Source organism: Gymnodinialimonas sp. JB5-7, assembly GCF_055693405.1.
Map to the genome: position 1 here is coordinate 1,404,748 of NZ_JBVFUX010000012.1, position 25,097 is coordinate 1,429,844.

Sequence of the window (25,097 nt, forward strand, 5' to 3'; positions counted from 1 at the left end):
ATGGGTTGAGCGCGCTGATCCCACATAGATCAGCTTTGGCGCGGCGTCAGGTTGCTTCGGCGGACTGGCGACGCAAGCGGGCATCCACGTTGTGCAAGAGCGTGCGCGCCTCACCCTTGGCGCCGGTCGCCTCGATCCATCTCGCAAGGCCGTCCGTTCCAACAAATGATGTCGAAAGATGCACGTCGACAAATTCCGGCGGCATGACGTCAATATTGCTGTCGACATAATCGGCCAACACGGCCCGGCCCTTCTTGCGCAGCGCCTTAAGCGAAGCGGCAGGCCAATACCACATGACCTGTTTCGGCACGATGAAGACAACATCTTTTGGCAAGGCAGCGATGGTCAAAGCGCGCAGAACCCGATTATGGGTGGCAACCGGCCGCACGATGACATCAATATCGTCCGGCCCATGCTTTTCCATCAGCGCCGAAAGCTGCCGGACCCGCATCAGATGGGAACCCGACTCAGGTGGCTCTAGCTTGCGCAAGAAACACAGCTTGATCGGGTTCGCCATCTTTGGTGCTTAGTACCGGTAATGCTCTGGCTTGAACGGCCCGTCCTGCGGCACGCCAATATAGTCGGCTTGCTCTTTGTCCAGCTCGGTCAGCTTCACGCCGATCTTTTTCAGATGCAGGCGCGCGACTTTCTCGTCGAGCTTCTTGGGCAGGATGTAGACCTGGTTCTGGTACTCATCTCCGCGCTGCCACAGCTCCATCTGCGCCAGCACCTGGTTGGTGAACGACGCCGACATCACGAAGGACGGGTGGCCGGTGGCATTGCCAAGGTTCAGCAGACGGCCTTCGGACAGCAGGATGAGGCGATTGCCCGAGGGCATCTCGATCATGTCCACCTGTTCCTTGATGTTGGTCCACTTGTGGTTCTTCAGCGCCGCGACCTGGATCTCGTTGTCGAAGTGGCCGATGTTGCCGACAATCGCCATGTCCTTCATCTCGCGCATATGCTCGATACGGATCACGTCCTTGTTGCCGGTGGTGGTGATGAAGATGTCGGCGTCGAGGTTTTCTTCCAGCAGCACAACTTCGAATCCGTCCATGGCGGCCTGAAGCGCGCAGATCGGGTCGGCCTCAGTCACCTTCACCCGTGCGCCTGCGCCACGGAGCGAAGCGGCAGAGCCTTTGCCCACATCGCCGTAGCCCATCACAACGGCGACCTTGCCGGCCATCATCGTATCCGTGGCGCGACGGATGCCGTCGACCAGCGACTCCTTACAGCCATACTTGTTGTCGAACTTCGACTTGGTGACGCTGTCATTCACGTTGATCGCGGGGAACGGCAGCTGGCCGTTCTTCTGCAGGTCGTAAAGACGGTGCACACCGGTGGTTGTCTCTTCCGACACGCCTTTGATCTGATCACGCATCTTGGTGAACCAACCGGGGCTTGCCGCCAAACGCTTGGCGATCTGCTTCTTGATCACCTCTTCCTCTTCGGACTGCGGCACGGGGATGATCTCTTCTCCCGGCTTCGGCACGCGCACCGAGCAGAATGTAGAGCGTCGCGTCGCCGCCATCGTCGAGGATCAGGTTGGGGCCGTCTTCAAACATGAAGGACTGGTCCAGATAATCCCAATGCTCTTCCAGCGTCTGGCCCTTCACCGCAAAGACCGGAATGCCGGCCTTGGCAATCGCTGCCGCCGCATGGTCCTGCGTGGAGAAGATGTTGCACGAGGCCCACCGGACATCCGCGCCGAGATCGACCAGCGTTTCAATCAGAACCGCAGTCTGGATCGTCATGTGGAGCGAGCCCACGATCCGCGCACCAGCCAGCGGCTTTTCTGCACCGTATTCCTCACGCAGGGCCATCAGGCCCGGCATTTCGGTCTCTGCAATGTCGAGTTCTTTCCGGCCAAACTCGGCCAGGGCGATGTCTTTGACGACGTAATCGGTCATGTTTCTGCCTCCTGCGGGCGCGTCCAAAATCTTGCTTGCCGCCCCCATAACAGCGCCGCGGATATTGAGCAATGCGGCGCACATGACCGCATAAAAATGAACGGAAAAGGGCCACACCGCGTGGGAGCGGCGTGGCCCTTTCGTATGATTTAACACATCCGTGCGGCTTACTTGTCGCTCGCGGGACCTTCCTGCGTGTTGGGGCCCTTAGGGCCGCCAGCGCCGGGGGTGGTGTGGTTGTGGGGGTTTGGCCGGGGCCTGCGCCGTCGCCTTTTCCAGTCTTGCTCATAAAGGAATATCCTCCGTTCAATCTAAAGTTGCGGGCAGAGGCTAACCTGATCATCGACGGATCACCTAGAACTTTCCGTGGCGCGTTGGGTAGGGCTATCCCTACCGCGCAGGTTTGCTACAACCGCAAAAACGGTTCGGAGCGTTCACCTTGCCCAAACACCCACCCCGCGCGTGGCAACGCATGCTGTCTGGTCGCAGGCTTGACCTGCTGGACCCGACCCCGATGGATATCGAGATCGAGGATATCGCCCACGGCCTCGCATTCGTTGCGCGTTGGAACGGGCAAACCCATGGCGACTATGCCTATTCGGTGGCGGAACATTCGATCCTTGTAACGGATATCCATGTGCGCTTGGCCCCGGACGCGCCGGTCAAATGGCGACTGGCTGCTTTGCTGCATGATGCCCCGGAATATGTGATTGGCGATATGATCAGCCCCGTAAAAGCCGCGGTTGGCCCCGGCTACGGCGCGCTCGATGATCGATTGGCGGCCGCCATCCACCTGCGCTTTGGTCTGCCTGCCGCTTTGCCGAAAACAGTCAAGGCCACGATCAAAAAGGCCGACAAGATTTCCGCATGGCTGGAGGCAACGCAACTGGCGGGTTTCACCGAAGCGGAGGCCGACAAATTCTTCGGCAAGCCCGATCCAACAATCACCCAAGGCCTCACCCTGCATCTGCGCCCGCCATCCGAGGTGCGCGCCGACTTCACCGCGCGTCACGCGGCATTGATGGAGGCCCTATGATCACCGTCCGCAAAGCCCACGATCTTGACGCCCGCGAAATGGCGGCAATCCTGAACGAGGTCATCAGAATTGGGGGCACGACTGCGCTGACAGGCGAGATTGAAGCGCAATACTTCCTCGACCGCATGAAGACTGATCCGGATACGTCATCCTGGATCGTTGCTGAAAAGCCCAACGGAGAGATTGTTGGATTTCAGTGGTTCACGAAAGGCGAAGGTTATTTGCCGCCCGAGGCCGCCGAGATCGCGACCTTTGCCAAGCCCGGGCAGCAAGGTTTGGGGATTGGATCGAAGTTGATGGAGGCGACGAAGGCTGCCGCCAAGGCCAAGGGCTATAAATGGATCAACGCCAATATCCGCGCCGACAATGAAAGCGGGCTGACGTACTACCAATCCCGTGGGTTCGAGGATTACGGCAAGATCGAAGGCTATCAGATGGCCGACGGGAGACGTGTCGACAAGATCCTGAAGCGCTTCGATCTCTAAAGCGCATCGTGCAGGAAAGGGATTTGGGCCCGCACATCTGAGACGCTCTACTTATACCCTGCTTCACAGGATGCCGGTCTGGCGCAGCCACCGACGACGGTCCGCTTCATCGCGGTGGCGTTGCGCCGAAGTGCGATGATCATAGGTCGACCAATGGTCGGGGGCATCCCAGTTCCGCTCCTGCCGGGTTGCGATTTTCAGTGAGTTCGCGAGAATTCCAAACATGGCGTGTTCCTCTCAGATGACTGCCATGTTGATATCCTCTTGCGCGCCGAAGGCCGAGATCCGCAATACTTCCAATATGTCAGATGAGATAACATATGGATTGGCGTGACATCCCCTCCCTCTCGGCGCTGCGCGCGTTCGAGGCAGCGGCGCGCCTCGGTTCGCTGTCTGAGGCCGCGCGCACGCTGAACGTGACACACGCCGCCGTCGCCGCCCATGTACGGACGCTGGAGGCAGAGTTCGGGCAACCGCTGCTGACCCGCGCGGGTCGCGGCATGGTGCCGACGCAGGCAGGCGCTGAACTGGCCCGCGACCTCGGGGCTGGCTTTGCCGAGATTGCTGCCGGCGTTCGCGCTGCACGGCAAGGGCGTGAGGATCGTCCGGTGATCCTTTCCACAACTCCCAGCTTTGCGGAGAATTGGTTAATGCCATGCCTTGCCGCCTTCTGGACTGCCCATCCGGACGTGCCGCTGAGCGTTCAGACAAGCCAAGACCTTGTTGATCTGCGACGCGATGGCGTTGATCTGGTCATCCGCCATGGCGAAGGCCCCTGGCCAGGCTTGGAGGGAACGGTTCTGACTGAGGCGAAGATGGTCGTCGTCGGCAAGCCCGGCCAGTTTGGCCCGGTTCCTGAAAAACTGTGCGGTCGTGCGGCGTGGGATCGTCTGAACACGCTGCCCTGGCTGCTTAATGACGCCAACCAGGAATATAACGATCGCCTTGAGAGCCTTGGTGTCGATGTTGAAAACCTGAAGGCGACAGAGTTGGAATCGAACATGCTTCTTCTGCCGGTCTGTCGATCCGGCGGCGGTGTTTCGGCGCAACCCTATGCGCTGGTCGAAGGCGATATCGCTGAAGGCCGGTTAGAAGTACTCGCCGAAGAAGTCGGCGAACGCTATGCCTACCACCTGTTGCATCTGCCGGGGCCACTCAGCCGACGCGCGCAAACCTTTGTCACCTGGCTGAAACGAGACTTGCAGCGTGGCGCGAAAGCGGGCTGACTGGGCGCAACCAACAGGAGCAGACATGGCCAAATTCAAGGGCTTCGTAAAAATCGCGTCCAGCTTTGACCTGATGGAGGTCCGCATGGCGGTGGCTGCCCTTGAAGGGGCAGACATCATGGCCATCGCACCGGGCACGGAGCTGTCGAATACTCTGCCCCATGCCAGCCTTGCCTTCGGACCGATGGAAATCCACGTCCCCGCCGACAAGGCTGATGAGGCGGCTGCGTTGTTGAACGCGGTCGCAGCTGGCACCGTGATCCCGCACGATCAGCGCGACCTAATGGAAGACCCGGAAGATCCGCCCGAACCCCTGCGCACGGACGCCACGATTGGCGACAAGATCCGCAATCTGCTCGGGTTTGTCGTTGGTGGCGTATCTCAGCCGCTCAAAGGCCTGCTGGTCGAAAAACGCAAACGCGATTAATTGATCGCTAGGGGAGTGCAGGTTTCGCCGGCACCATTCCCTTCATTGCTCCATCCCACCAGATTTCCGTTCCGAAAGACCAGCAAAGGCCCGTCCTGCCAACGAGCGGCAGAGCGGGTGGAAAGATCGCACGGCAGGATTGTCGGCGCACGACCTTGCAGCCGGGTCATCGTTTCAATCACGCCTGCCTGCGCGCGTCCAAAGTCGATCCTTTGGCCAGAGCCATCCACCGAAATGCCCTGCGCATCGTAGGATACCGGAAAGATCGGACGGTCGGAAACCGTCGGAGAAGTGCCACCGATGCAGGCGCCGAGCAGCAGAGGAATGGCGTAAGCCAGCCTCACCGAGGAGAGCGTTTTGCGAGGATGCGCTGCAAGGTCCGGCGGTGCATATTCAATCGCCGAGCGGTCTCTGACACGTTGCGATCGCACAGCTCATAGACACGCTGGATATGCTCCCATCGCACGCGATCCGCGCTCATCGGGTTTTCCGGCGGCGGAGGCATCTCTTCCTCTTCGGCTAGAAGGGCGAAGGTGATGTCATTGGCATCGGCTGGTTTCGACAGGTAGTCGGTGGCGCCCATCTTTACGGCGGCCACGGCCGTTGCGATTGCACCGTAACCGGTCAACACGACAATCCGTGCATCGGGCCGCTTTTCGCGCAAGCGTTCGACAACGTCGAGGCCATTGCCATCCTCAAGCCGCAGATCAACGACGGCATAAGCAGGCGGGCGCGCGGTGGCGATGGCGGACCCGGCCGCGACGGAACCAGCGGCTTCCACCTCAAAACCCCGCTTCTCCATCGCCCGCTCAAGGCGGCGCAGAAATGGTTCATCGTCGTCGACGATGAGCAGTGATTTGTCTGGGCCGATGTCCCGGAGGCTGCGGTCGGTCGTTGCCATTGCGGTCGTCTCCTCTCATCCCTGCCTCTAAGTTATAGGAATATCGGGAAAATGGTCAAACGGTCGCAGGTGAAAAGACTGTTGGCGCAAACGGAAAAAGGGCGCCGCATCGGGCGCCCTTGAGAATTCGACGGTCGAGTTGATCAGACGGCTTCGTCGATCCACTTCTGAAGGGCAGCCTTGGGTGCAGCGCCTACCTTGTTGGACACGACCTCACCGCCATTGAACATGAACAGCGCCGGAATGCCACGAACGCCCAGTTGCATCGGCGCATTCGGGTTTTCATCGACGTTGACCTTCACGATCTTCACGCGGCCTTCATATTCGGTGGAAAGCTCTTCCAGCGCGGGGCCGATCTGCTTGCAGGGGCCACACCATTCGGCCCAGAAATCGACGACGACAGGAATGTCGGACTGCTTCACTTCGGCATCGAAGGTGGCGTCGGTGACGGCGGTGGTAGCCATGGTTTGCCCTCCAGGCACATTTGAATTGGAGTCGGAAGCTATGGTTGGGGGTCGTCCGGGTCAAGCACCCCTAGCGCTTTTCAACGCTTCGGACACGAGATCGTGTGGCAGTTCCATCAAGGTTCCCGTTCTCGACCAAAGGATCGCAGTGGCAATTTCCCGATCCGGATAAACGGCTTGCAGCAATTCCGCATAGGCGCCCATCTGGCGCAGCAGGCCGTCGGGAACCTCTTCTGCCTTTGCCGGGACGGTTGCATTTGTCTTGAAATCCACCGCTGTTACCCGGTGCGGCTCCACGATCAGGCGGTCGATGATTCCAAGCATCGGGGCGTCCAACGTCGCTGAATGCCCGGCGACTTCGACCTCGGCCAAGGTGTCGGGTGCGAAAAGATGGCTGAGGCCGGGATCGGTCAGAACGCGTGTCGCCTCGTCCAGCATCGGCTGAAGCTCTGCATCGGTCACGTCGGAGGCGTGAAGGGCCGCAATGCCGGGGGCCGCAGCGGACCATGCGGCCGCGGGCAAGCGCGGTAAGTGTTCCAGCAAGAGGTGCGTGATCGACCCCCGCCGCATCGCGATTGCGGTTTCATCACCTGCGCCGGGCAGCGCCTTTGCTCCTCCCAGATCAGATGGTGTCCGCGCGTCCTTGTCTTTGGCAGGCGTCTTCACCCGCTCCATGACCCAATCCGGCAGAGCTGTGCCCTGTGTCATCCCCTTGATCTGGTTTGCGCACAGTGGGCCATTTCCCCGTCTCAATGCGCAGGCCTGTGCCCGTCCAGTCCCGGCACGTCCAACGGGCGGGCGCCACTGTCTTGCATCGCGTCTTCCACGATCTTGTACCAGCACGAGGCGGGCTTCTTTTCACTGCCCAACTTGCCCGCGGCCGCAATGATCAGCCAGCTTTCCGCCCGGGTCAGTGCAACGTAGAGCAGGCGGTTGGCCTCTTCCGCTTCCCGGGCCTTGGCGGCCTCCTTGGCCTCCAACACGCCGTCGCTTTCCTCGCCGGATTTGGGCGACCAAACCACCGGACCGCCCTCGGGTGACAGCAGCCTGATCCGCCCACCTTGGCCCCTGTACTCGGCGCAATCCGGCAGGATCACGACGGGGGCTTCCAACCCCTTTGCCCCATGAACAGTCATCACGCGGATCTGCCCTTCGGCCTGGCTGAGGTCGCGCTTTACCTGCACGTCGCCGGATTCCAGCCAACCCACAAAACCTGTCAGCGAGGGCACTTCGCTAGCCTCATAGCTCAGCGCCTGCGCCAGCATCGCGTCGATGGCATCTTCGGCCTCAGGCCCCAGCCGCGCCATCAGGCGGCGACGGCCGTCATGTCGGATCAGGGCGCGTTCCAGAAGGTCATAGGGGCGCAGAAAATCGGCCTGATTGAACAGATCGCGCAGGATCGCATGGGCGTCCGGGAATTCCTCCTTACGGTCGCGCAGGGCTGACCAAAGATACCCGGACCGACCATGGGCCAGATCGTAAAGCTGCGCTTCGCTCAACCCAATCAGGGGCGAGCGCAACATGCAGGCCAGCGACAGGTCATCCTCGGGCGTCGCGAGGAAACGGCACAGCGCCAGCAGATCCTTGACGGCGAGCGGCGAGGTGAGTTGCGACCGGTCTACGCCCGCAACAGGCAGTTCGCGCGCTTTCAGTTCAGCGATGATCTTGTGAAACAGGGGCGAGCGTCTGCGCACAAGGATCGAGGATGTCGCCAGCCGTCACCGCTTTGCCCAGCGCGTATTCGACGGGATTTTCAATCATGTCCTTGATGCGGAGCGCTACGTTTTCCGCCAGTCTTGAGGAATGGTGATCCTCGCTCACCAAGTCCTGCGGGTCGTCCCAGTTGGGCTTTTCGGCCTTCTCAGCCGGGGCGATATGCGGCCAAAGATCGACCCGGCCCGGCTTCTCGAAAAAGGCTTCGTGTTGAACGTTTTGCCCCAATCCCGGGGCGCCGAGGCGTGTTGCGACACGGTCCACCAACGCCAGAATGGGCGGCGACGAGCGGAAGGAATGGATCAGCGCGGCATCCTGAAACGGGGCCTCGATGGCTTTCAGGCGCGCCTCGAAATAGTCGCGCATCCGGTCGAATTCGTCCGGGTCTGCGCCCTGGAACGAGTAGATGGATTGCTTCTTGTCGCCCACCACGAAGATCGTACGTTCAACGTCGGTGCGTGCGCCTTCACCGGCTGCGAAATCCTCGGTCAGGCGTGTGACGATATCCCATTGCCGGGGCGAGGTGTCCTGCGCTTCATCTACAAGAATGTGGTCGATCCCCCCGTCCAGCCGGAACAAAACCCACTGCGCGACGCGGCTGTCTGACAGAAGCGCGCGTGTCTTGTCGATCAGGTCGTCAAAGTCGAGCCAGCCACGCGCCTGCTTTGCCTGCGCGTAGGCCGGCAGAAAGGCGTCGGCGAACCGGTGCAGGGCGTGGGTGCGTTTTGCCGTCAGAAGACCGGTGCGCAGCGGGCGGGCTTCGGCCAGACGCTCCGCCAATGCATTCACCGCCTCCATCGTATCGCCAAGGGCACCGCGCACCTTCGCATTCGCGATGGCATCAATGCGCGGCTCACCCATTTTCGCGCCGGATTGGTACACGAAGATCGCTTCCAGCGTCGCTATGGTTTCAAGCGTTGGCCTGTCCCAGGCTATGGCTTTCAACTTCTCTGCAAGCGTCACATGTGTTTTCGTGCTCGGGTCGAGGTGCGCGCAAATGACATGGGCAATATCCGCCTCATCGCCCTGAAGAACGTCCGCGATGATTTGCGCCTCGGTCAGCCTTGGATCAATCCCGACCCAATCGCAAATCTCGGCCCACTTTGCCGGGGGCGTCATCGCCTCCGCCTTGCCTGCAACGGCGCGGGCCAGCGCGACCGCGCCTTCATCGTCGGACAGATGTTCGGCGATCAGGCCCAAGGCGGCCCGCCCGCTGTCGTCTTCGGCCATCTGGTCCAGCAGGTCCGACAAAAGCCGCGACTGCATCCGCTCATCAATCTCGGTGAAGGCCGGGCTCACCCGCGCCTCCAGCGGGAAGCGGCGCAAGACGGACGAACAGAAAGAGTGGATCGTCTGTATCTTCAACCCGCCCGGCGCCTCGATTGCCCGCGCAAAAAGCGTGCGCGCTGTGTCGAGGTGATCGTCCGCCAAGGCCAAGACGCCGATGTCGGCCAAGGTCTGGCGCAGCGTCGGATCGTCTTTCATTGCCCATTCGCCGAGACGTTCGAACAGGCGGTTCTGCATCTCCATCGCGGCGGCTTTTGTGTAGGTCAGGCACAGGATGCGTTCGGGTCGCACACCCGCCAGCAACAGCCGCGCCACGCGGTCCGTCAGAACACGGGTCTTGCCGGAGCCTGCATTGGCCCCCAACCAGGTTGAGATATTGGGCTGCGCAGCACGGGTCTGGGCGCGGGTTGCGTCATCCATCCTGCGACCCTCCGACCGGGATCACCTTGGCCTCTTGCGTCTCGTCCCATTCGCCGAGCCGGGCGAGATGGTCATAATCCCCCTCAAACCGCGTATCCTTCACAGACCGGCGCGAGGGGAAGCCCACCTGCTTCAGACGATAATGGGTGATCAGTGTTTTCAGACCATCCATGACCTGCGCAAAGGTCTCCGCATCGACGGGTTGTTCCCGGATCTCCGGCTTTGAGCCCAACCCGATATAAGCCAGCTTCGCGACGTCTAGCGGGCGTTCGGCAAAGGCGCCGCCGCGGGCCATCAGCCCTTCGATCAGAAGCTGCTTGTTATACGCAATTTCCTGTTTGTCGGTCGGCAGGTTGCCGGTCTTGTAGTCGTAGATGGCCACGCGTCCGTCCGGCAGCAGATCAATGCGATCACCCTTTCCGGTCAGGCGCAACGACAGGCCGGGAATATCCCAATGCTTGGATTGCTCCAGCATCCAGGGTTCGGCCAAGTTCCGCAGACCAGCCTCCTGTTCGAGATACCAGGGCAGGATGCGGTGCAAGCGCGCGCGCCAGAATTGGCGCGTTGCGGGCCAAGGCGCATCTTCTAGAAGAATACGTTCGGCAATGTTTGAAAACTGCGCGGGGGCATCGTGGGTCAAACCCTCGGACGTCTCGCGAACGAACTCCTCAAGAATGGCATGCACGACATTGCCCCTTAGCCGGGCATCCGGGCTGGCGCGCAGAGGATCAATAGGGCGCAGGTTCAATATGCGGCGGGCGTAGATTGCATAGGGGTCGCGGATGAGCCGTTCGATGTCTGTGACCGATAGCTGCGTCAGGCGAGCGCCCAACAGCGGCGCAGGCGCAGGTCGCGGCGCAGGAGGGTCCCACACATCAGGCCGGGTCAACTTGGCCGCCTTCGCAAGCCAAGCCTCACCCCTTGCGCGCATCTCCTTCAGCGCGTGCGCGGAGGCAGGGCTGGCCCCACCCAGAAGGTTCACAAGCCGATTGACCCAGCGTGCCGGGACCGTGTCTGTCTCATCATCGCGCTTGGATCGGCTCAGCCAGACCTCGCTGCCCGCAATACCCTGTTGGAAGTCATGCGCGCTTAGCCCGATCACCCTATCGGGCAGGCGTAAACCGGCCTCTGCCCGCAAGGGTCTGTTGAGCCAAGGATCGGCCTCCGCGGCACCGGGCCATGTGCCCTCATTCAGGCCTGCGAGAATGGTGATATCCGCCCCTTGGACACGGGCTTCCTGCGTGCCCCAGATCAACACGTCGGCATGGGGACGTAGCGCAAATCGAACCTCACGGTCATGGGCAAGAGAGGTGAAGAAATCAGCGTAATCGCGGGCCGACATGGACCCGCCGTAGTGCGCATCAGCGGCGAGGTCCGCCATGAGCCGCGCCGCTTCGCGGCCCGCCTCCTGTTCGTAAAGCTCACCGCTTTCCTCGGTCCCCGGTCCGCCGGCCAGGCGATGCGCCAAGGCCGTATGCGCCTCAAGATGCTGCGCGATGGGTTGCGGGCCGGTGCGGGTATCTGTCGAAAGAAGAGGGCTTAGCCACTCGGCCCAAGCGACCGCGCCATCGTCATTCTCGCGCTCCTGTGCCCACGCCAGCAGGGCCTCAGTCGTTGGAAAGGCGAGGCCCTTGCGCAGCTTCTGCAGCTCAAAATCGTTGACGCGGCGGGTATGGTCGCCGCGCTCGGCGCCGGTATGGCAAAGTGGATGCTTGAGCAGGGCAACTAGCGTCTCCGCCGTCAACGGCTCTGTCCGGGCTTCGGCCACCTGGCGCAGGAAACGGCCAGGTGCGGTTTGTGCCAGCACGTCCCCTGCGGAATCGTCGGGCTTCACACGCCAACGATCCAGTTGTGCCGTCACTTTTCGCGCCAGCCGCCTGTCGGGCGTCACCAGGGCTGCGCGTTTGCCGTCTTCAATCGCGGCACGCAGGCGTAGCGCAATAGCCGTGGCTTCGGCCTGGGGGAGGGGCCTCCAGCAAGGTGATGTCTGCCACTGCGCCAGCAATGTTCGCAAGCTTGGGTCCTTCTGAGCGCCATTGGTTGGTCACGGGCGCCGGGCGCAGGGCCAGGGAAACGAGGGCGTTCCGCGCGGGTCGCACGGGGGTATGCTTCCCCAAAGAACGACATCGGCGGGATCCATCCCCGCCTCGTCCAAGACGCGCGCTAGGCGATATTGCGGATGATCCTCGCCGGCCAATTCGCGTTTGCGGTCCTCAAGCAAGCGCCGCCACACCGCGCGCGGCAGATCGGTGTCCAACCCCGGCAGGATCACGGCCCCTTGCGGCAGGGTTGCCACCGCCTGCATCAACCGGAACGTCGCGCGGCGAGAGCCGGTGGACCCCGCAACGATCATCGGATGGTCCGGCGGGTTTTGCCGCCATTGGGCCACAAGCCGATCGACCACCATGGCCTGTCGCGCCTCGGGGATCAGGCGGTCATCCTGCGCCAGAAGGGCAGAGGCGATCCCGAGGAATTCCCGCGCGCGGTCCCAATGTTCAGAATGCTTCCCCATGTCGAGCGCCATGAGATCGGCCGGGCCAACACCTTCTTCGACCATCTCGCCCATGAAATCCGCAAGACTGTCGGCCAGATCGTAAAGCGCTGCACGGGGGCGAGGTCGGGGTTCGCGTCGATCAACCGTGCAATCAGTTGCGCAAGCTCAAGCCGTACCTCAAGCGGGGATTTGACGGGCGGCAGACCGTCGAGGTCTGCGGTTTCGGACAGCGACAGGATCGGCCGGATGCGCGGCAACAAGCCCGGGCCGCGTTGCATGTAGAGCGCTTGAAGGCGGCGCTGCATACGGGCGTTCGCGACGAAGATTTCAACGCGGGCCAGCGCCTCGGGCCCCTGGCCCGCCAGGCGCGCGTCCACCCCGTCGATCAAGGCGGCGCAGAAATCGACGCCCAAGGGAGTCGCGAAGATGCGGGGTGTTTCGCTGGGGTCAAACATCGACAGCCTCCAGCATGGCTTCGGCAAGGGCGATGCCTTCGGGGTGGCCCACATCGGCCCATTGCCCGTCATAGACCAGCCCGAACAGCCGCCCTTGGTCTTCCAGCTGCGCCCAGATGTTCCGGAGCGAGAAGGCGTTGCGAGGGTCGGCGATGCAAGGCGCGGGGTCGAGGATTTGCGCGCCAAGATAGACGTAAGCGCCGTGCGTTTTGTCGAGGGTCAGACGACCGGCGGTGTCGATCGAAAAATCTCCGCCATCCTTGCGGCCAACAACCCTTTCGCAGGGCAGAAGAAGCAGCAAGGCCCCCATGCGCGTCGGATCGAAAGCGGCGCTGAGGGCAGCCAACGGGTTGGGCCCATGCCAGACATTGTCGGCGTTCAAGGTCAGCATTGGGTCGTGTCCCAGCACCGCGGCTGCGTTCTTGACCGCACCGCCGGAGTCCAAAATGTCGGGCTGTTCGATCAGGACGGGCACCGTGTCGTCCTGCTTCAAGTGATCCACGATCTGATCTGCCAAATAGTGGGCGTTAACTGCGATCTTTCGGCATCCTGCGCCCCGCGCAATGCCCATGGCGTGATCCAAGAGGCTCTGCCCACGGACCTCGATCAGCGGTTTGGGGCGCGTTGCGGTCAAGGCCCCCATGCGCGTTCCAAACCCAGCGGCCAGGATCAAGCAGGGCGCGGTCATGGCGCGGCCCAATGTGCGGTTCGATCCAAAAGCTCTGCCACGGGTTGACGGAGCGCGGGCAATTCCTGCGCTGCCCGTTCCACAAGCGCCGCTGTGCGCGGCAGGAAGGCGCGATACTGCGGTTTGCCATATTGCGTGGCAAGCCGATGAAAGATGCCCAAAATCCGCAGATTGCGTTGAAGCGACAGAGTGTTGAACCGCGCATGGTCTGTCACAAGCGAGGTCTTCCAGATCTCGGGCACGTCGCGGCGCGGATCGTCAAGCAGGGAGGCCAGATCATAGCCATCTGGCAACATCATCGCGTCCTGGTAGTCCAACAGACCGATCCGCGCGACACCAAGGCGATCCGGCAACCAGATCAGATTGTCTGCATGCACGTCGCGCAGCGCGAGGGTGCGCAAGCCAGATGCATGGCGTTCCAATGCTTCGGTCATTGCAGTCATCAGCTTGCTTCGAAGGGCATCACTGTCCGGCAGTAGATCAAAGGTCAGGCCCGTCATCGCCGCCATGCCCGCAGCGTTCGGAGCGTCCAGTCCGGATGGTGGATCAACGGCCAGATGTGGAAGCATCGCGGCGGCCTCCGCATATGCCCGTTCCGCGGTATTTGGGTCCTTAACCAAAAGGTGGGACAGGGTCAGATCGCCAAGGTCTTCCAACAAAAGCAGGCCATGTTCGGTGTCCGACGCAAGGGTTAATGGCGCGGACAATCCAAGGCTATGCAGATGGGCGCCGATCCTCTGAAATCGGAAGAGATTGGCGCCATCGGAATCCTCCATCAGGATCGCCGTTTGGCCATCCATCTGAAGCCGCGTGTAACGCCGCGCTGACGCATCGCCCGCAAGCGGCGCGCGTGTCGCTTCGCCCCATCCGTGCCGGTCAAGAAACGCCTCGATCATTCCGTGAAAGCCTTGGCCAAACGCGTGGCCATCGTAACGCCGGGCGCAGCCATCAAAGTGGCGCGGCGGGTATCATCATCCTGGCGTACCAGGTGCAAAAGGCAGGCCCTTGGCCAATCGGGCGCGATCCGATCCGGCCATTCGATCAGGCAGAGGGACGCGCCAAATGCGTCATCCAGCCCCAATTCAACCAACTCCTGCGGATCGGATAGACGATAGAGGTCTGCGTGCCAGATTTCGCCACGGTCTGACGCATAGGTCTGCACGAGTGTGAATGTCGGGCTGGGGACAGGTTCATCCGGGTTGCCCATCCAGCTTCGGATCAGAGCGCGTGCAATATGGGTTTTCCCAGCCCCTAGCGCGCCGGACAGCAGCAGCGTGTCGCCCGGTTCCAGCACCACGGAAAGGCGGTGTGCCAAAGCGTCCGATGCCGCTTCATCAGCGAGGTCGATCTGTGTGGACACTGGCCAATCGGGCAGGATTGGCGCGTCGTCACTAGGCAAGGATACGGGGTCGGCGGAGTTCATGGTCCGCCGGAGATTAGAGCACTTTTGGCGGAACATGAATCAGAAAACGGGAGGTGGCATGCGATCCGTGTGGCGCAGGGCTTCCGGGTCGCTCAAGCGGTCTTAGCGGTGTCTTCCGTCTTTCCAACGGCCCGCGCGGCATCAAGAAGCGGCGTGGCGCTGTCTTGGTCGATCTCTGCCAAAGGATCCGTCAAACTGTCGTCCATCGGCATGAATTGCACCACGGTAGCCCGCCCCTTGGCTGGAACCATGCGCACCGCAAGCCGGACACCGTCGCGCGAGCAGACTTCATCCACCCAAGGCCCCCGCTCAATCTCATGGGCCACGAAGGAGCGTATGTCGGCCCAAACGCCCGACGGCTCACAATGGGCGGCCCATAGGGCCGTGCATTCGCCGAGGCCCGGCATATGCTCGAGCGTTGTCACATCTTGCCCCCAAAGCCGGGCATAGCCGCTATTGGCGCTAAGCATCGTGCCGTCGGCCTTAAACACGGCCAGTCCGACCGGAAGCGTATCCAGAACGGCCTGATACATCGCCAAATCAGCCCTGAACTGGCGCGTCAGCGAAACCTCGGCACTGATATCCTCAAACATGAACGCGATGGCCCCGTCGGGGTGCGGGCGCCCCAGAACGCGGAAGGATTTGCCGTCGGGCAGTTCCCATAACTCCTGATAGGTTCCGTTTTCAGCACCTTCTTCGAGGCGGGTGATTTCATCGCGCCAGGCCTTGTAGTTGCGCGGCTCCGGTATCCGTTGGCGTTCGCGCAGGGCGTCCAGAAAGCTGCTGAGGTCGGGCCGCGTAGACAGAAAATCAAACGGGATGCCCGACAGGTTCAAAAGCGCCGGATTGAACGTCACCAACTCGCGCCGCCTGTCAAAAACGGCCAATCCGATGGGCAGAGCCGCGAAGGTCTTGGTGGAGGTTTGCAAGAAGGTGCGAAGCGAAGTTTCTGCCGCGATGAGGCGGTCAATCCGGTGCGCCGTGAAAAGCGCTGCACCGCCCGGCAGCTCCTCCCGGCTGACTTCGAACCAGGCGGGTTCCTCCCGATCTGGCAGGGTCAGCTGACATCGACGCATGGTGCCGTCGGTCGGGGCCGGGTCCAGTTGGTCAGGGAACAGGTGGGGCATCGGCCAACCCGATGTCTCCCCGTCGCGCATGCGTTCTGCCATGTGCACGTAGGCCGCGTTTCCCCAGATCACCCGGTGGCGGTTGTCTTCGCGCCAGATAAGGGCCGAGTTGCTGTCCAATGTGGCCCGGAGATCAGACAGCTCAGCTTGCAATGTTTCCAGCGTGGCTGTTTCCACGATTTGCCGCCCCGCCGTCTCCCCACCCGGGCCGACTGTCAGGACAAGTTCACCATCTTCCTCACGCCCACCGATGGAGACCAGATCGGAGCCGATGCGCGCATCCAGCAAGAAGGCTTGCCCCCGATGTTGCAACGCGTCGATGTGGTCGGTCATCTCAGGACTTAGTGGTGTGAGGACGCCTAAAAGCTCCCGGAACGCGTTGGAGCGGTCCGTGTCGGTATCCAGGAAGGCGTCATCGGGAGAAATATCTGACAGCAGATAGCCTTCGCGAAACCTGTAGCTGTGGAACAGACCGGTTGAGACACTCGTGCTGCCGGTCGCACGGGCCATTGGATCGCGTTGCAACAAGAGGCGTGTGGTCAGCCCGACTGCCAAAGCAGCGGTGCACAGCACAATCGCAAGAAAGATGAGTGTCGCCGCATTGTCCAAGATCGGCACCGTTTTCTACCCGACACGGACATTGCGGAAAAACGGTTAATGGGTGGTTAACAAGGCCCCGCCGATCGAGGCTTCATTGTATCCCATTTGGAAACAGCCAGGGCGGCTCAATCGGTGATTTGCATGTTCTGGCCAAGCGGTTCGTCAGGGCGATCTGCCAGGAATGCATTGTCTGGCCAAGTGACTTCGACCATGGCTCCGGTCAGGCCCGCCGCGTCGTCATCTGTCAGGAATGGGTCCCCTGCATTGAGAAAGCGAACCTTGGCGCCAGATCGTTCGAGCAAGGTTTTTGCGATGAACAGCCCCAGGCCCATCCCCTCATAGCCCGGGCGCCCATCGCTTGGGCCCGGGCTGCGGCGGCGCAGGAAAGGGTCGCCGAGGCGTCCCAAAAGATCCGGCGGAAAGCCTTTGCCATCATCCGTGATGCGAAGCCGAAGGGACGTCTCGTCCCACTCACCGCTAATCCAGACCTGTTCCTGGGCGAAATCGACCGCGTTTTGCACCAGGTTTCGAACGCCATGGATCACCTCGGGCTTGCGCCAAATGTGCGGCTGCTGCTGGGGGTCATCCGCGTCGTCTGGATGGCTCGGGTGGAAATCGTAGTGCAATTCTATGCCACGATCGGCATGTGGATCAGCCGCCTCCTTGATGACAGCCCCAAAGGGCGCACGCCGCAGATGCAGGTCGTCTTTGCCGGCCCTTCCCATCGACCGCAGGATATCACGGCATCGATCCGCTTGGTCACGGATTAACGCCGCGTCTTCCGCCAGCTCCGGTTGCCCGTCCAATTCATCAAGAAGCTCGGACGATACCAGTTTGATCGTTGCCAACGGTGTCCCAAGCTCATGGGCCGCGGCCGCAACCACGCCGCCAAGATCCGTCAACTTCTGCTCCCGCGCGAGGGCCATTTGAGTGGCCAGCAAGGCCTGGCTCATCCGGTGCGTTTCCAGCGCAACGCGGCGGGCATAGGCGGACAGGAACAGGATGCCGATGACGATGGAGGACCAAAAACCAAGGATGAACAGGCTTGGCAGTTGCAGGACCTCCCCCGCAACGGTTGTTAGCGGGAGATACCAAAGAGCCAGGCACGAAATCAGGAAGATCGCCAAGACGCCGAGTATGAAGGTGGAGCGCAGTGTCAGCGCCGTTGCCGAAATGGTGACCGGGGCAAGGATCAGAAGGGCAAAGGGGTTGTTGAGGCCGCCGGTCAGGAACAGCAGGAAGGCCAGTTGCGACAGGTCGAACAGCAAGGTTAGCATGGCATCCCGATCGCTGAGGCGCTGGTTCTCGGGAAAGATCGACATGGCGATCAGGTTCGACACGACAGAGGCGCCGATTGCCATGAAACAAAGCCCCAGCTCGACCCTAAGGCCCAGGTAGAACGCCGCAATCACAACGGCCACCGTCTGACCCAGAATGGCCAGCCACCGCAGCACAAGAAGCGTCCGCAGGCGGACCCAATCCACGCGGCTTTCCTGTTGGACCAGCTTCAAGGCCGGGTCGTTCACGGGTTCGGTCACGGCCATGCGGGTCATCCTGTCACATCAACGGCTTCGTGAATTGATAGGTCGCGGTGCTTAGGTATTCAACGGAACGACGCTTATGACACGAGGTTTGGTGAAATGAAGAAATGGATTTACGCGCAGGCCGCAGTCTCAACACTTGGTGTGGTGCTGATCGGCACTGGTGCCTACATTTATTTCGCGCCCCTGCCTCCGGTGATCAATTCGCGCAGTGCCGCCAGGGCGTTGTCGCGGGCGGTGCCGGCGCAATTGGTGGCCCCTTCACGCTCGTCAGTGAGACCGGCGAAACGGTGACCGACACCGATGTCATCACAGAGCCCACGCTGATGTATTTCGGCTATACCTTCTGCCCCGATGTCTGCCCCCTTGATGCAGTGCGCAATGCGGAGGCGGTTGATATTTTGGACGGCCAGGGGATCAGCGTGCAGCCCACCTTCGTGACGCTCGACCCAAATCGCGACACGCCTGAGGTCTTGTCCGCGTTTACGGACAATATCCATGAACGGATGCTTGGCCTGACAGGAACGCCAGAGCAGACCGATGCGACGGCGGATCTCTACCGGGTCTACTACCAAAGCCACGACGATGGCACGGATCCGTACTACCTCGTGGATCACACGGCTTTCACCTACCTCATGCTGCCCGAGATTGGCTTTGTGGAGTTCTTCACGCGCGACACGTCGCCCGCGGATATGGCAGCGCGCACGGCCTGTTTTGCGAATGCTGCGAGTTGATACGACCAACATTCCGGACCGAAAAAGGGCGCCCGATTGAGGCGCCCTTTCAGTTTGATCCGAGCCACAGGGAGGAGTGGCCCGGAGGTTCTGCAAAACTTAGCGGTTTGTGAAGTCCGGATAGGCTTCCATGCCAAGCTCGGTCACATCGAGGCCGTTGATCTCTTCCTCTTCGCCCACACGGATGCCCGTGACGGCTTTCAGGATGAACCAGATCACCAGCGAAGCAACGAAGACGAAGCCGCCGATTGCCGCGATACCGAGGATCTGAGCACCCCAGCCGCCAGTGTAGAAGGCGACGGCGAGTGTGCCCCAGATACCTGCAAACAGGTGGACCGGAATGGCGCCGACAACGTCGTCGATCTTCAGCTTGTCGAGAAGCGGAACGGTGAAGACCACGATCACACCACCCACAGCACCTGTCAGCAGCGAGCCGAACAGCGACGGAGCGAGCGGTTCAGCCGTGATCGACACCAGGCCGGCCAGAGCGCCGTTCAGCACCATTGTCAGGTCCGACTTGCCATACATGATCTGCGTGAGGATCAGGCAGGTCACGGCACCGGCAGCAGCCGCCATGTTGGTATTGGCGAAGATGCGCGACACGTCGGTGACGTCGTTGATCGTGCCCATGGCAAGCTGCGAGCCGCCATTGAAGCCGAACCAACCCAGCCACAGGATGAACGTACCCAGCGTCGCCAGCGGCATGTTGGAGCCTGGCATCGGGTTGACGCGACCGTCCTTGTACTTGCCCAGACGGGGCCCAAGCACGATGGCACCGGCCAAGCGCTGCGAAGCCACCTGCTGCGTGCACGAGGGTCGAACCAGCGAAGTCAGAGAAACCTGCTGCGGACAACCAGCCGCCGCCCCACTGCCACGATGCCTCGATCGGGTAGATCAGGCCGGTCAGCACGAGAACGAAGATCAGGAAGGGCCAGAGCTTGATACGCTCGGCCAGAGTGCCCGAGACGATCGACGCGGTGGTGGCACAGAACATCAGCTGGAAGAAGAAGTCCGAACCATCGGAGGCATAAGACAAGTCCACGTCTGTGGTGCCGACGGGTTGCAACACGGCTGTGCCAAACGCGCCGAGATAGCCGATCACGCTGACGGTGCCGTCTTCGGCCTCGGACAGCGAATAGAGCGTCCAGTTGATCAGGCTTGTGTCGACGGCATCCATGCTCTCAAACGCCATTTCACCCAGCGGGTACATGACGTTGTAGCCGATCAGCCAGTACATGATGGCGGCCAGCGAGAAGAGCGCGATGTTCTTGGTCAGCTGCATCGTGACGTTCTTGGACCGCACAAGCCCTGCTTCGAGCATTGCGAAGCCTGCGGCCATCCAGAACACCAGGAAGCCACCGATCAGGAACAGCAAGGTGGTGAAGATGTAGCCTACATCGTCCAGTGACGAGGGCGGATCGTTCGCCCAGGCTGCGGCTGGGAACGCAGCAAGTGCGGCGGCCAGCGGAAATAGAAGTTTCTTGTTCATGTCTCTCATTCCCCTTGGAGATTTCCGAGCGCGATCAGAGCGCGTCGTCGTTGGTTTCGCCGGTGCGCACCCGAACGGCGCTTTGCACGTCGAGAACGAAGATCTTGCCGTCACCAATCTTGTCGGTCTTGGCGGTGGTCTGGATCGTTTCGACGACCTGATCGGCCATGGACGCTGCTACGACGATCTCCAGTTTCACCTTCGGCACGAAATTCACGGCATATTCGGCGCCGCGATAGATCTCGGTGTGGCCGGATTGAGAGCCGAAGCCCTTGATCTCGGTCACCATCATGCCGCGCACTCCGATGGCGGTCAGTGCTTCACGGACCTCCTCCAGCTTGAACGGCTTGATTGCTGCAATGATGAGTTTCACGTTTTGTCACCCCTTGCGGTTGTTGACTGTCCCCACGGCCACATGGCCGGGCCTTGTTTGTGCGACCCGAGAACGGGCCGGATACGGGGGTTAAAACAGGCTTAAGGGGCGGGAAGGGCAACGAAACGGCTGGGTTTTTGCAGCCTTCCAGAGAGGCATTTGCAAAATTTTTGCGCAATTTTGGGCGTGTGCATAATTTTTGTGCGACGCGATAATCGGCAGTGTCGTGCTGCCCCCTTCGCAAGCGACTCGAATTTGCCTATCTTCATGTCCAAATGAGGTTGGCCCCGGCATGTGCCGCAATCGGGCCCCCGACAGAGGCAAGAGACGAAAATGAGCCCATCAGGAAATGGCAGGCGTCGGCTGGTGGCTGACCGTCGCAGCAACCAAGCCCCCAAAAAGCCCGCGAAGAAAAAGCGTGCGACTTCGAGTGGCGGCAGTGGCGGGCGTGGGTCTGGCGGCCGGCGGCGGCGGCAGACCCGGCGCAAAGCCCCACAGCGTGGCGGCATCCTTGGCTTCGTCGCCCGCATTATCCGTTTTGTCTTTCGCCTGATCTGGAGCGTGATGTGGCGCGGCGCGGTTGTCGTCACCCTTCTGGTCGCGATGGGTGTCGCCTATTATTACAGCACGCTTCCCGAAGTTGACGAGTTGCTGGACGCCCGCGCACGCGGCTCCGTCACGATGCTGGATCGACACGGGGAGATCTTTGCGTGGCGCGGCGAGCAGTTTGGCGGCGCGATTGATCCGACCAACACGTCCATCCATTTGGTGAACGCCGTGGTCGCGACGGAAGACCGCCGCTTTTGGTGGCATCTGGGCGTCTCTCCGCGCGGCATTGCCAGCGCCATGCGGATCAACATGCGGGAAGGCCGCGGTCCGTTGCAGGGCCATGGGGGTTCGACCCTCACGCAGCAGACTGCGAAATTGATGTGTCTGGGTCGTGAATTCGATCAGGACATCTGGGACAGTGAGGCCGCATATGAAGCCGACTGCCGGCGGACGACCCTGTGGCGCAAGGTGCAGGAGATGGTCTTCTCTTTCGCGATGGAGCTTCGGTACACCAAATCCGAAATCCTCTCGATCTATCTGAACCGTGCTTATCTTGGCGCGGGTGCCCGCGGGTTTGAGGCCGCGTCGCAGCGGTATTTCGGCATCTCGTCGACCGAGGTGAACCCGCAGCAGGCCGCGATGCTGGCGGGTCTTCTGGTGGCGCCTACGCGCTACGCGCCGACCAACAACCTGACGCGCTCGCAAGAGCGCGCGAACCTCGTCCTGGGCCTAATGGAACAGCAGGGCTATCTGAGCGCCGAGGCCGCAGATCGTGCGCGTGCGAACCCGGCGACGCTGTCCGATGCTGCGCGCCAGGACACCGGTGGGTATTTCGCGGACTGGATCATGCAGTCCGGGCCCGACTTCTTGACCAACGAGACAACGGAAGACGTCATCATCCGCACGACCTTCGATCCTGAGATACAGGCCGCGGCAGAGGCGGCGGTTGCCAATGTCTTCGCCAACCAGGTGCGCGAAGGGTCTGAGGCGGAAACTGCGATTGTCGTGATGAGCGCGGATGGCGCTGTGCGTGCCATGGTGGGTGGGCGCGATCTGGCCGGGGGTGGTCTGTTCAACCGTGCGGTGCAGGCGTTCCGACAGACGGGATCGGCCTTCAAACCGTTCGTCTACGCGACGGCGTTGGACCTTGGGTTCCGCTTCGACGATCTTGTTCTGGATGCAGAGCTGACGATCAACGTGCCGGGCTCTGGCCCCTATCGCCCTGAAAACTACGATGGACAGTTCCGTGGCGAAGTTACTCTGACCGATGCCTTGCGCCATTCATTGAACACGCCCGCGGTGCGGTTGTCCGAGGAGGTGGGTCGCGATCTGGTGCGTACGGTCGCCTCGCAATTCGGGATCGAAAGCGATCTGGCCGCTGGCCCGGCGCTGGCACTTGGCGCGTCGGAATCGACTCTGATCGAGATGACGGGTGCCTATGCGGGTATTTTGAACGGTGGCTCTGCCGTTCGGCCCTATGGCCTGACAGAATTGCGCCTGATGGGTGAAGACAGCCCGATGTTTGAGCAGGATACCGGCATCCGTGAACGCGTGATCTCGGAATTCTCGGCGCAGCAGCTGACCTATATGATGAGCCAGGTCACAGCCGCAGGCACCGGTCAGCGTGCGGCGCTGCCCGACCGGCCCACTGCGGGCAAAACGGGGACCACGAACTCCGCACGGGATGCGTGGTTCGTTGGGTTCACGGCAGATTATGTTGCGGGTGTCTGGATGGGATATGATGACAACCGGCCGCTAAGCGATGTGACGGGCGGCGGCCTACCTGCCGAAATCTGGCGGCAGGCGATGGAGGAAATCCATGCAGACCTTCCGCCACGCCCCTTGCCGATGATCGACCCGATTGCAGAAGCGCGGCCACCGGAGCAGCCGCAGGTGTTGAATGCGGAAGGTTTGGTGCGGGATGGCACGGGCCAGCTTGTGGGGCCAGTCACGCCGCGCGGCACACGCATCCCGATTGGCAACGCGCAAGGGCAAGGCAATCTGGGCAACGCCATCAACGATGTGCTGAACCAGATCTTCGGGCCGCGGAACAACTAGGCAATGCGGATTTCGCGCGAAATCCGTGCGGAAAACGCGCGTTTTCCGGGCGCGCTCTAGTAGCCGAGGGCGATCCCGTCCTTGCGCGGGTCGCTGCCCCCTTCGAGCACGCCGTCGGGCCGGATGCGGATCGCCTGCGCGCCGCCCACCGCCGTTGCAGGGATCTGAACATCATGACCCTTGGCGGCGAGCCCATCGTGGACGTCCTGCGCATAGCCGCGTTCAACCTTGATATGCCCGGCCTCCGCAAAGCTGCGGGGGGCGTCGATGGCGGCCTGCGGGTCAAGCCCGTAATCCACCACGTTTGACACAAACCGCGCATGGCCGGTGGACTGATATGCGCCCCCCATGACCCCGAACGGCATCAGGCTGCCGTCGCCCAGTTTGAGCATGCCGGGAATGATTGTGTGCATCGGGCGCTTGCCGGGTCCAACCTCGTTCGGATGCCCCTCCTCCAGCGTGAAGCCACCGCCCCGGTTCTGGAAGAGGACGCCAAATTTGTCAGAGGCGAAGCCGGAGCCAAAGGAATGGAAGATGGAATAGATCAGGCTGACCGCGCGACGATCCTTGTCGACCACCGTGATATAAACCGTGTCTTTGTGGACATTGTCGGAGGCGGCCCGCGCGTCGGGCATGGCCGCGTCGGGGTCGATCAATCCGACCAGGTTCTTGGCGGTCGTCTTTGACAGCATGTGATCCAGCCGCGTGACATGGTCCATATCGGCGATAAAGCGGTCGCGGGCGTCGTAGCCGAGCTTGGTGGCCTCGGCCTCAAGATGTGCGCGCATGGTGCCGAACGGGTCTGTCTGCGGGTCCATCGTTTCAAGCATGTTGAGGATCAACATGGCCGTGGCACCCTGTCCATTGGGTGGAAGCTCAAGCAATTCGGCGTCACGGTATTTGGAGCGCAGCGGTTCGACATAATTGCATTCGGTTGCCGCGAAATCGTCGAGCGTGTGGCTGCCGCCCAGTGCACGAAGGGAGGCGACCATATCTTCTGCAACTTCGCCCTCATAGAACCCGGCACGCCCTTGGGCAGCCACGCGGCGCAGAATTTCGGCCTGTCCCGGCGCCGTGAACCGCGCGCCAACGGGAAGGGGCGCATCGTTGTGCAGGAATATGCTGCGGGCGTGCCCCGACAGGACGGAGCCGCTCTGCTCATAATCGAAGGCGACGCGCGGGGCGACAGGAATGCCGGCTTCCGCATAGTGGATCGACGGGGCCAGAACGCGGTCGAGCGACAGCTGCCCGTGATCCGAATGCAGTCGGCAAAAGCCATCAACCGCGCCGGGCACGGTGACGGCAGCAACATCGTAAAGCGGCATGTCAGAATGGTTCGCGCGAATGGCATCGGCATCAATCCCGGCCGGGGCGCGGCCCGATGCGTTCAGTCCGATGATCTCTCCATCGGGTTGGGCCACCAGCGCGAACATGTCGCCACCGATCCCGGTGCTTTGCGGTTCACACAGGCCCAAGAGGATGGCGGCACCAATTGCGGCGTCCACGGCATTGCCACCGGCCTGAAGCAACGCAATCGCCGTTTGCGCAGCCAAAGGATGTGAGGTGGCGCACATGCCTTGATCTGCATAGGCCGTCGAGCGGCCGGGTTTGTGAAAATCGCGCATGGTACATCCCCCTTCTTTCAGAAGGCGAACCCTAGGCGGTCGCGCACAAAGGACAAGGGCAGAAACGCCTGC

At 61.6% G+C, this 25,097-nt stretch carries 24 protein-coding genes and 2 pseudogenes; 6 read left to right on the top strand and 20 right to left on the bottom strand.

All coding sequences use genetic code 11. The features are described 5' to 3' along the window. Positions 1 to 46: 46 nt before the first annotated feature. Positions 47 to 517 carry a hypothetical protein gene (locus tag ACZ1HK_RS15440; protein ID WP_472629442.1) on the bottom strand — a complete coding sequence of 157 codons (471 nt, stop codon included), beginning with the start codon at positions 515 to 517 and terminating at the stop codon, positions 47 to 49. A 9-nt stretch (positions 518 to 526) separates the two neighbouring features. After that, positions 527 to 1,910, bottom strand: a pseudogene (gene ahcY / locus ACZ1HK_RS15445) (adenosylhomocysteinase). A gap of 472 nt (positions 1,911 to 2,382) precedes the next feature. Here ahcY and ACZ1HK_RS15450 point away from each other — a divergent pair. Further along, positions 2,383 to 2,946 carry an HD domain-containing protein gene (locus ACZ1HK_RS15450; protein ID WP_472629443.1) on the top strand — a complete coding sequence of 188 codons (564 nt, stop codon included), beginning with the start codon at positions 2,383 to 2,385 and terminating at the stop codon, positions 2,944 to 2,946. Next, the gene (locus tag ACZ1HK_RS15455; protein WP_472629444.1) at positions 2,943 to 3,431 is read left to right on the top strand and encodes a GNAT family N-acetyltransferase; all 489 of its coding nucleotides are present in this window, start codon (positions 2,943 to 2,945) and stop codon (positions 3,429 to 3,431) included. The genes ACZ1HK_RS15450 and ACZ1HK_RS15455 overlap by 4 nt, the downstream gene beginning before the upstream one ends. A 63-nt stretch (positions 3,432 to 3,494) precedes the next feature. Here the strand turns inward: ACZ1HK_RS15455 and ACZ1HK_RS15460 are convergent, their stop codons facing one another. Continuing rightward, the gene (locus tag ACZ1HK_RS15460) at positions 3,495 to 3,656 is read right to left on the bottom strand and encodes a hypothetical protein (RefSeq protein WP_472629445.1); all 162 of its coding nucleotides are present in this window, start codon (positions 3,654 to 3,656) and stop codon (positions 3,495 to 3,497) included. Positions 3,657 to 3,751: 95 nt separating this feature from the next. Between ACZ1HK_RS15460 and ACZ1HK_RS15465 the strand changes: the two genes are divergently transcribed. Together ACZ1HK_RS15465 and ACZ1HK_RS15470 are read left to right on the top strand one after the other, a co-directional pair. Beyond that, complete coding sequence (locus ACZ1HK_RS15465; protein WP_472629446.1) at positions 3,752 to 4,657, top strand: LysR family transcriptional regulator; 906 nt, start codon at positions 3,752 to 3,754, stop codon at positions 4,655 to 4,657. Positions 4,658 to 4,682: 25 nt separating this feature from the next. Then, on the top strand, positions 4,683 to 5,084 hold the full coding sequence (locus ACZ1HK_RS15470) for a hypothetical protein (protein ID WP_472629447.1): 402 nt from the start codon (positions 4,683 to 4,685) through the stop codon (positions 5,082 to 5,084). Here ACZ1HK_RS15470 and ACZ1HK_RS15475 read toward each other — a convergent pair. From ACZ1HK_RS15475 to regB, 14 genes are all read right to left on the bottom strand, one after another. After that, complete coding sequence (locus ACZ1HK_RS15475) at positions 5,081 to 5,428, bottom strand: hypothetical protein (RefSeq protein ID WP_472629448.1); 348 nt, start codon at positions 5,426 to 5,428, stop codon at positions 5,081 to 5,083. The genes ACZ1HK_RS15470 and ACZ1HK_RS15475 overlap by 4 nt on opposite strands. Next, positions 5,425 to 5,985, bottom strand: a complete 561-nt coding sequence (locus ACZ1HK_RS15480) for an ActR/PrrA/RegA family redox response regulator transcription factor (protein WP_368477290.1) — start codon at positions 5,983 to 5,985, stop codon at positions 5,425 to 5,427. Before ACZ1HK_RS15480 ends, ACZ1HK_RS15475 begins: the two co-directional genes overlap by 4 nt. Before the next feature lie 143 nt (positions 5,986 to 6,128). Then, positions 6,129 to 6,449 (bottom strand): thioredoxin, encoded by a 321-nt coding sequence (gene trxA, locus ACZ1HK_RS15485; RefSeq protein ID WP_339986555.1) that lies wholly within the window; start codon positions 6,447 to 6,449, stop codon positions 6,129 to 6,131. Positions 6,450 to 6,509: 60 nt separating this feature from the next. After that, a complete protein-coding gene (locus ACZ1HK_RS15490; RefSeq protein WP_472629449.1) occupies positions 6,510 to 7,157 on the bottom strand; it encodes a PD-(D/E)XK nuclease family protein in 648 nt (215 codons plus the stop codon). Positions 7,158 to 7,198: 41 nt separating this feature from the next. Continuing rightward, the gene (locus ACZ1HK_RS15495; RefSeq protein WP_472629450.1) at positions 7,199 to 8,143 is read right to left on the bottom strand and encodes a 3'-5' exonuclease; all 945 of its coding nucleotides are present in this window, start codon (positions 8,141 to 8,143) and stop codon (positions 7,199 to 7,201) included. Next, positions 8,103 to 9,869 carry a UvrD-helicase domain-containing protein gene (locus tag ACZ1HK_RS15500; RefSeq protein ID WP_472629451.1) on the bottom strand — a complete coding sequence of 589 codons (1,767 nt, stop codon included), beginning with the start codon at positions 9,867 to 9,869 and terminating at the stop codon, positions 8,103 to 8,105. The genes ACZ1HK_RS15495 and ACZ1HK_RS15500 overlap by 41 nt, the downstream gene beginning before the upstream one ends. Beyond that, the gene (gene addB, locus ACZ1HK_RS15505) at positions 9,862 to 11,883 is read right to left on the bottom strand and encodes a double-strand break repair protein AddB (protein ID WP_472629452.1); all 2,022 of its coding nucleotides are present in this window, start codon (positions 11,881 to 11,883) and stop codon (positions 9,862 to 9,864) included. Before addB ends, ACZ1HK_RS15500 begins: the two co-directional genes overlap by 8 nt. Before the next feature lie 30 nt (positions 11,884 to 11,913). Beyond that, the gene (locus ACZ1HK_RS15510) at positions 11,914 to 12,381 is read right to left on the bottom strand and encodes a hypothetical protein (RefSeq protein ID WP_472629453.1); all 468 of its coding nucleotides are present in this window, start codon (positions 12,379 to 12,381) and stop codon (positions 11,914 to 11,916) included. Continuing rightward, positions 12,297 to 12,818, bottom strand: coding sequence for a hypothetical protein (locus ACZ1HK_RS15515; RefSeq protein WP_472629454.1), 522 nt, complete (start codon positions 12,816 to 12,818; stop codon positions 12,297 to 12,299). Before ACZ1HK_RS15515 ends, ACZ1HK_RS15510 begins: the two co-directional genes overlap by 85 nt. Continuing rightward, positions 12,811 to 13,506 (bottom strand): nucleotidyltransferase family protein, encoded by a 696-nt coding sequence (locus tag ACZ1HK_RS15520; protein WP_472629455.1) that lies wholly within the window; start codon positions 13,504 to 13,506, stop codon positions 12,811 to 12,813. The genes ACZ1HK_RS15515 and ACZ1HK_RS15520 overlap by 8 nt, the downstream gene beginning before the upstream one ends. Continuing rightward, positions 13,503 to 14,402: a phosphotransferase gene (locus tag ACZ1HK_RS15525; protein WP_472629456.1), complete on the bottom strand. Its 900-nt coding sequence runs from the start codon at positions 14,400 to 14,402 to the stop codon at positions 13,503 to 13,505. The genes ACZ1HK_RS15520 and ACZ1HK_RS15525 overlap by 4 nt, the downstream gene beginning before the upstream one ends. Further along, on the bottom strand, positions 14,399 to 14,929 hold the full coding sequence (gene tsaE / locus ACZ1HK_RS15530; protein WP_472629457.1) for a tRNA (adenosine(37)-N6)-threonylcarbamoyltransferase complex ATPase subunit type 1 TsaE: 531 nt from the start codon (positions 14,927 to 14,929) through the stop codon (positions 14,399 to 14,401). Before tsaE ends, ACZ1HK_RS15525 begins: the two co-directional genes overlap by 4 nt. Positions 14,930 to 15,021: 92 nt before the next feature. Next, positions 15,022 to 16,674 carry a PAS-domain containing protein gene (locus ACZ1HK_RS15535; protein WP_472629458.1) on the bottom strand — a complete coding sequence of 551 codons (1,653 nt, stop codon included), beginning with the start codon at positions 16,672 to 16,674 and terminating at the stop codon, positions 15,022 to 15,024. A gap of 107 nt (positions 16,675 to 16,781) precedes the next feature. Next, positions 16,782 to 18,200, bottom strand: coding sequence for a sensor histidine kinase RegB (gene regB / locus ACZ1HK_RS15540; RefSeq protein ID WP_472629459.1), 1,419 nt, complete (start codon positions 18,198 to 18,200; stop codon positions 16,782 to 16,784). Positions 18,201 to 18,487: 287 nt separating this feature from the next. Between regB and ACZ1HK_RS15545 the strand changes: the two genes are divergently transcribed. Beyond that, positions 18,488 to 18,931: an SCO family protein gene (locus tag ACZ1HK_RS15545; RefSeq protein WP_472629460.1), complete on the top strand. Its 444-nt coding sequence runs from the start codon at positions 18,488 to 18,490 to the stop codon at positions 18,929 to 18,931. 99 nt (positions 18,932 to 19,030) lie between these two features. On the opposite strand, the pseudogene ACZ1HK_RS15550 reads toward ACZ1HK_RS15545, so the two are convergent. Together ACZ1HK_RS15550 and ACZ1HK_RS15555 are read right to left on the bottom strand one after the other, a co-directional pair. Beyond that, positions 19,031 to 20,420: pseudogene (locus ACZ1HK_RS15550) on the bottom strand (ammonium transporter). 34 nt (positions 20,421 to 20,454) lie between these two features. Beyond that, a complete protein-coding gene (locus ACZ1HK_RS15555) occupies positions 20,455 to 20,793 on the bottom strand; it encodes a P-II family nitrogen regulator (protein ID WP_011457169.1) in 339 nt (112 codons plus the stop codon). Positions 20,794 to 21,126: 333 nt separating this feature from the next. Here ACZ1HK_RS15555 and ACZ1HK_RS15560 point away from each other — a divergent pair, with 333 nt between their 5' ends. Continuing rightward, the gene (locus ACZ1HK_RS15560; protein WP_472629461.1) at positions 21,127 to 23,400 is read left to right on the top strand and encodes a transglycosylase domain-containing protein; all 2,274 of its coding nucleotides are present in this window, start codon (positions 21,127 to 21,129) and stop codon (positions 23,398 to 23,400) included. Between the two features lie 56 nt (positions 23,401 to 23,456). On the opposite strand, the gene ACZ1HK_RS15565 is transcribed toward ACZ1HK_RS15560, so the two are convergent. Then, a complete protein-coding gene (locus ACZ1HK_RS15565) occupies positions 23,457 to 25,025 on the bottom strand; it encodes a gamma-glutamyltransferase family protein (protein ID WP_472629462.1) in 1,569 nt (522 codons plus the stop codon). Positions 25,026 to 25,097: the final 72 nt, after the last annotated feature.

Bases quoted from the DNA above. Each gene is read 5' to 3' on its own strand.
- ACZ1HK_RS15440 (WP_472629442.1), bottom strand. From the start codon at position 517: ATGGCGAACCCGATCAAGCTGTGTTTCTTGCGCAAGCTAGAGCCACCT.
- ACZ1HK_RS15450 (WP_472629443.1), top strand. From the start codon at position 2,383: ATGCTGTCTGGTCGCAGGCTTGACCTGCTGGACCCGACCCCGATGGAT.
- ACZ1HK_RS15455 (WP_472629444.1), top strand. From the start codon at position 2,943: ATGATCACCGTCCGCAAAGCCCACGATCTTGACGCCCGCGAAATGGCG.
- ACZ1HK_RS15460 (WP_472629445.1), bottom strand. From the start codon at position 3,656: ATGTTTGGAATTCTCGCGAACTCACTGAAAATCGCAACCCGGCAGGAG.
- ACZ1HK_RS15465 (WP_472629446.1), top strand. From the start codon at position 3,752: ATGGATTGGCGTGACATCCCCTCCCTCTCGGCGCTGCGCGCGTTCGAG.
- ACZ1HK_RS15470 (WP_472629447.1), top strand. From the start codon at position 4,683: ATGGCCAAATTCAAGGGCTTCGTAAAAATCGCGTCCAGCTTTGACCTG.
- ACZ1HK_RS15480 (WP_368477290.1), bottom strand. From the start codon at position 5,985: ATGGCAACGACCGACCGCAGCCTCCGGGACATCGGCCCAGACAAATCA.
- trxA (WP_339986555.1), bottom strand. From the start codon at position 6,449: ATGGCTACCACCGCCGTCACCGACGCCACCTTCGATGCCGAAGTGAAG.
- ACZ1HK_RS15490 (WP_472629449.1), bottom strand. From the start codon at position 7,157: ATGACACAGGGCACAGCTCTGCCGGATTGGGTCATGGAGCGGGTGAAG.
- ACZ1HK_RS15500 (WP_472629451.1), bottom strand. From the start codon at position 9,869: ATGGATGACGCAACCCGCGCCCAGACCCGTGCTGCGCAGCCCAATATC.
- ACZ1HK_RS15510 (WP_472629453.1), bottom strand. From the start codon at position 12,381: ATGGGGAAGCATTCTGAACATTGGGACCGCGCGCGGGAATTCCTCGGG.
- ACZ1HK_RS15515 (WP_472629454.1), bottom strand. From the start codon at position 12,818: ATGTTTGACCCCAGCGAAACACCCCGCATCTTCGCGACTCCCTTGGGC.
- ACZ1HK_RS15520 (WP_472629455.1), bottom strand. From the start codon at position 13,506: ATGACCGCGCCCTGCTTGATCCTGGCCGCTGGGTTTGGAACGCGCATG.
- ACZ1HK_RS15525 (WP_472629456.1), bottom strand. From the start codon at position 14,402: ATGATCGAGGCGTTTCTTGACCGGCACGGATGGGGCGAAGCGACACGC.
- tsaE (WP_472629457.1), bottom strand. From the start codon at position 14,929: ATGAACTCCGCCGACCCCGTATCCTTGCCTAGTGACGACGCGCCAATC.
- regB (WP_472629459.1), bottom strand. From the start codon at position 18,200: ATGGCCGTGACCGAACCCGTGAACGACCCGGCCTTGAAGCTGGTCCAA.
- ACZ1HK_RS15560 (WP_472629461.1), top strand. From the start codon at position 21,127: ATGAGCCCATCAGGAAATGGCAGGCGTCGGCTGGTGGCTGACCGTCGC.
- ACZ1HK_RS15565 (WP_472629462.1), bottom strand. From the start codon at position 25,025: ATGCGCGATTTTCACAAACCCGGCCGCTCGACGGCCTATGCAGATCAA.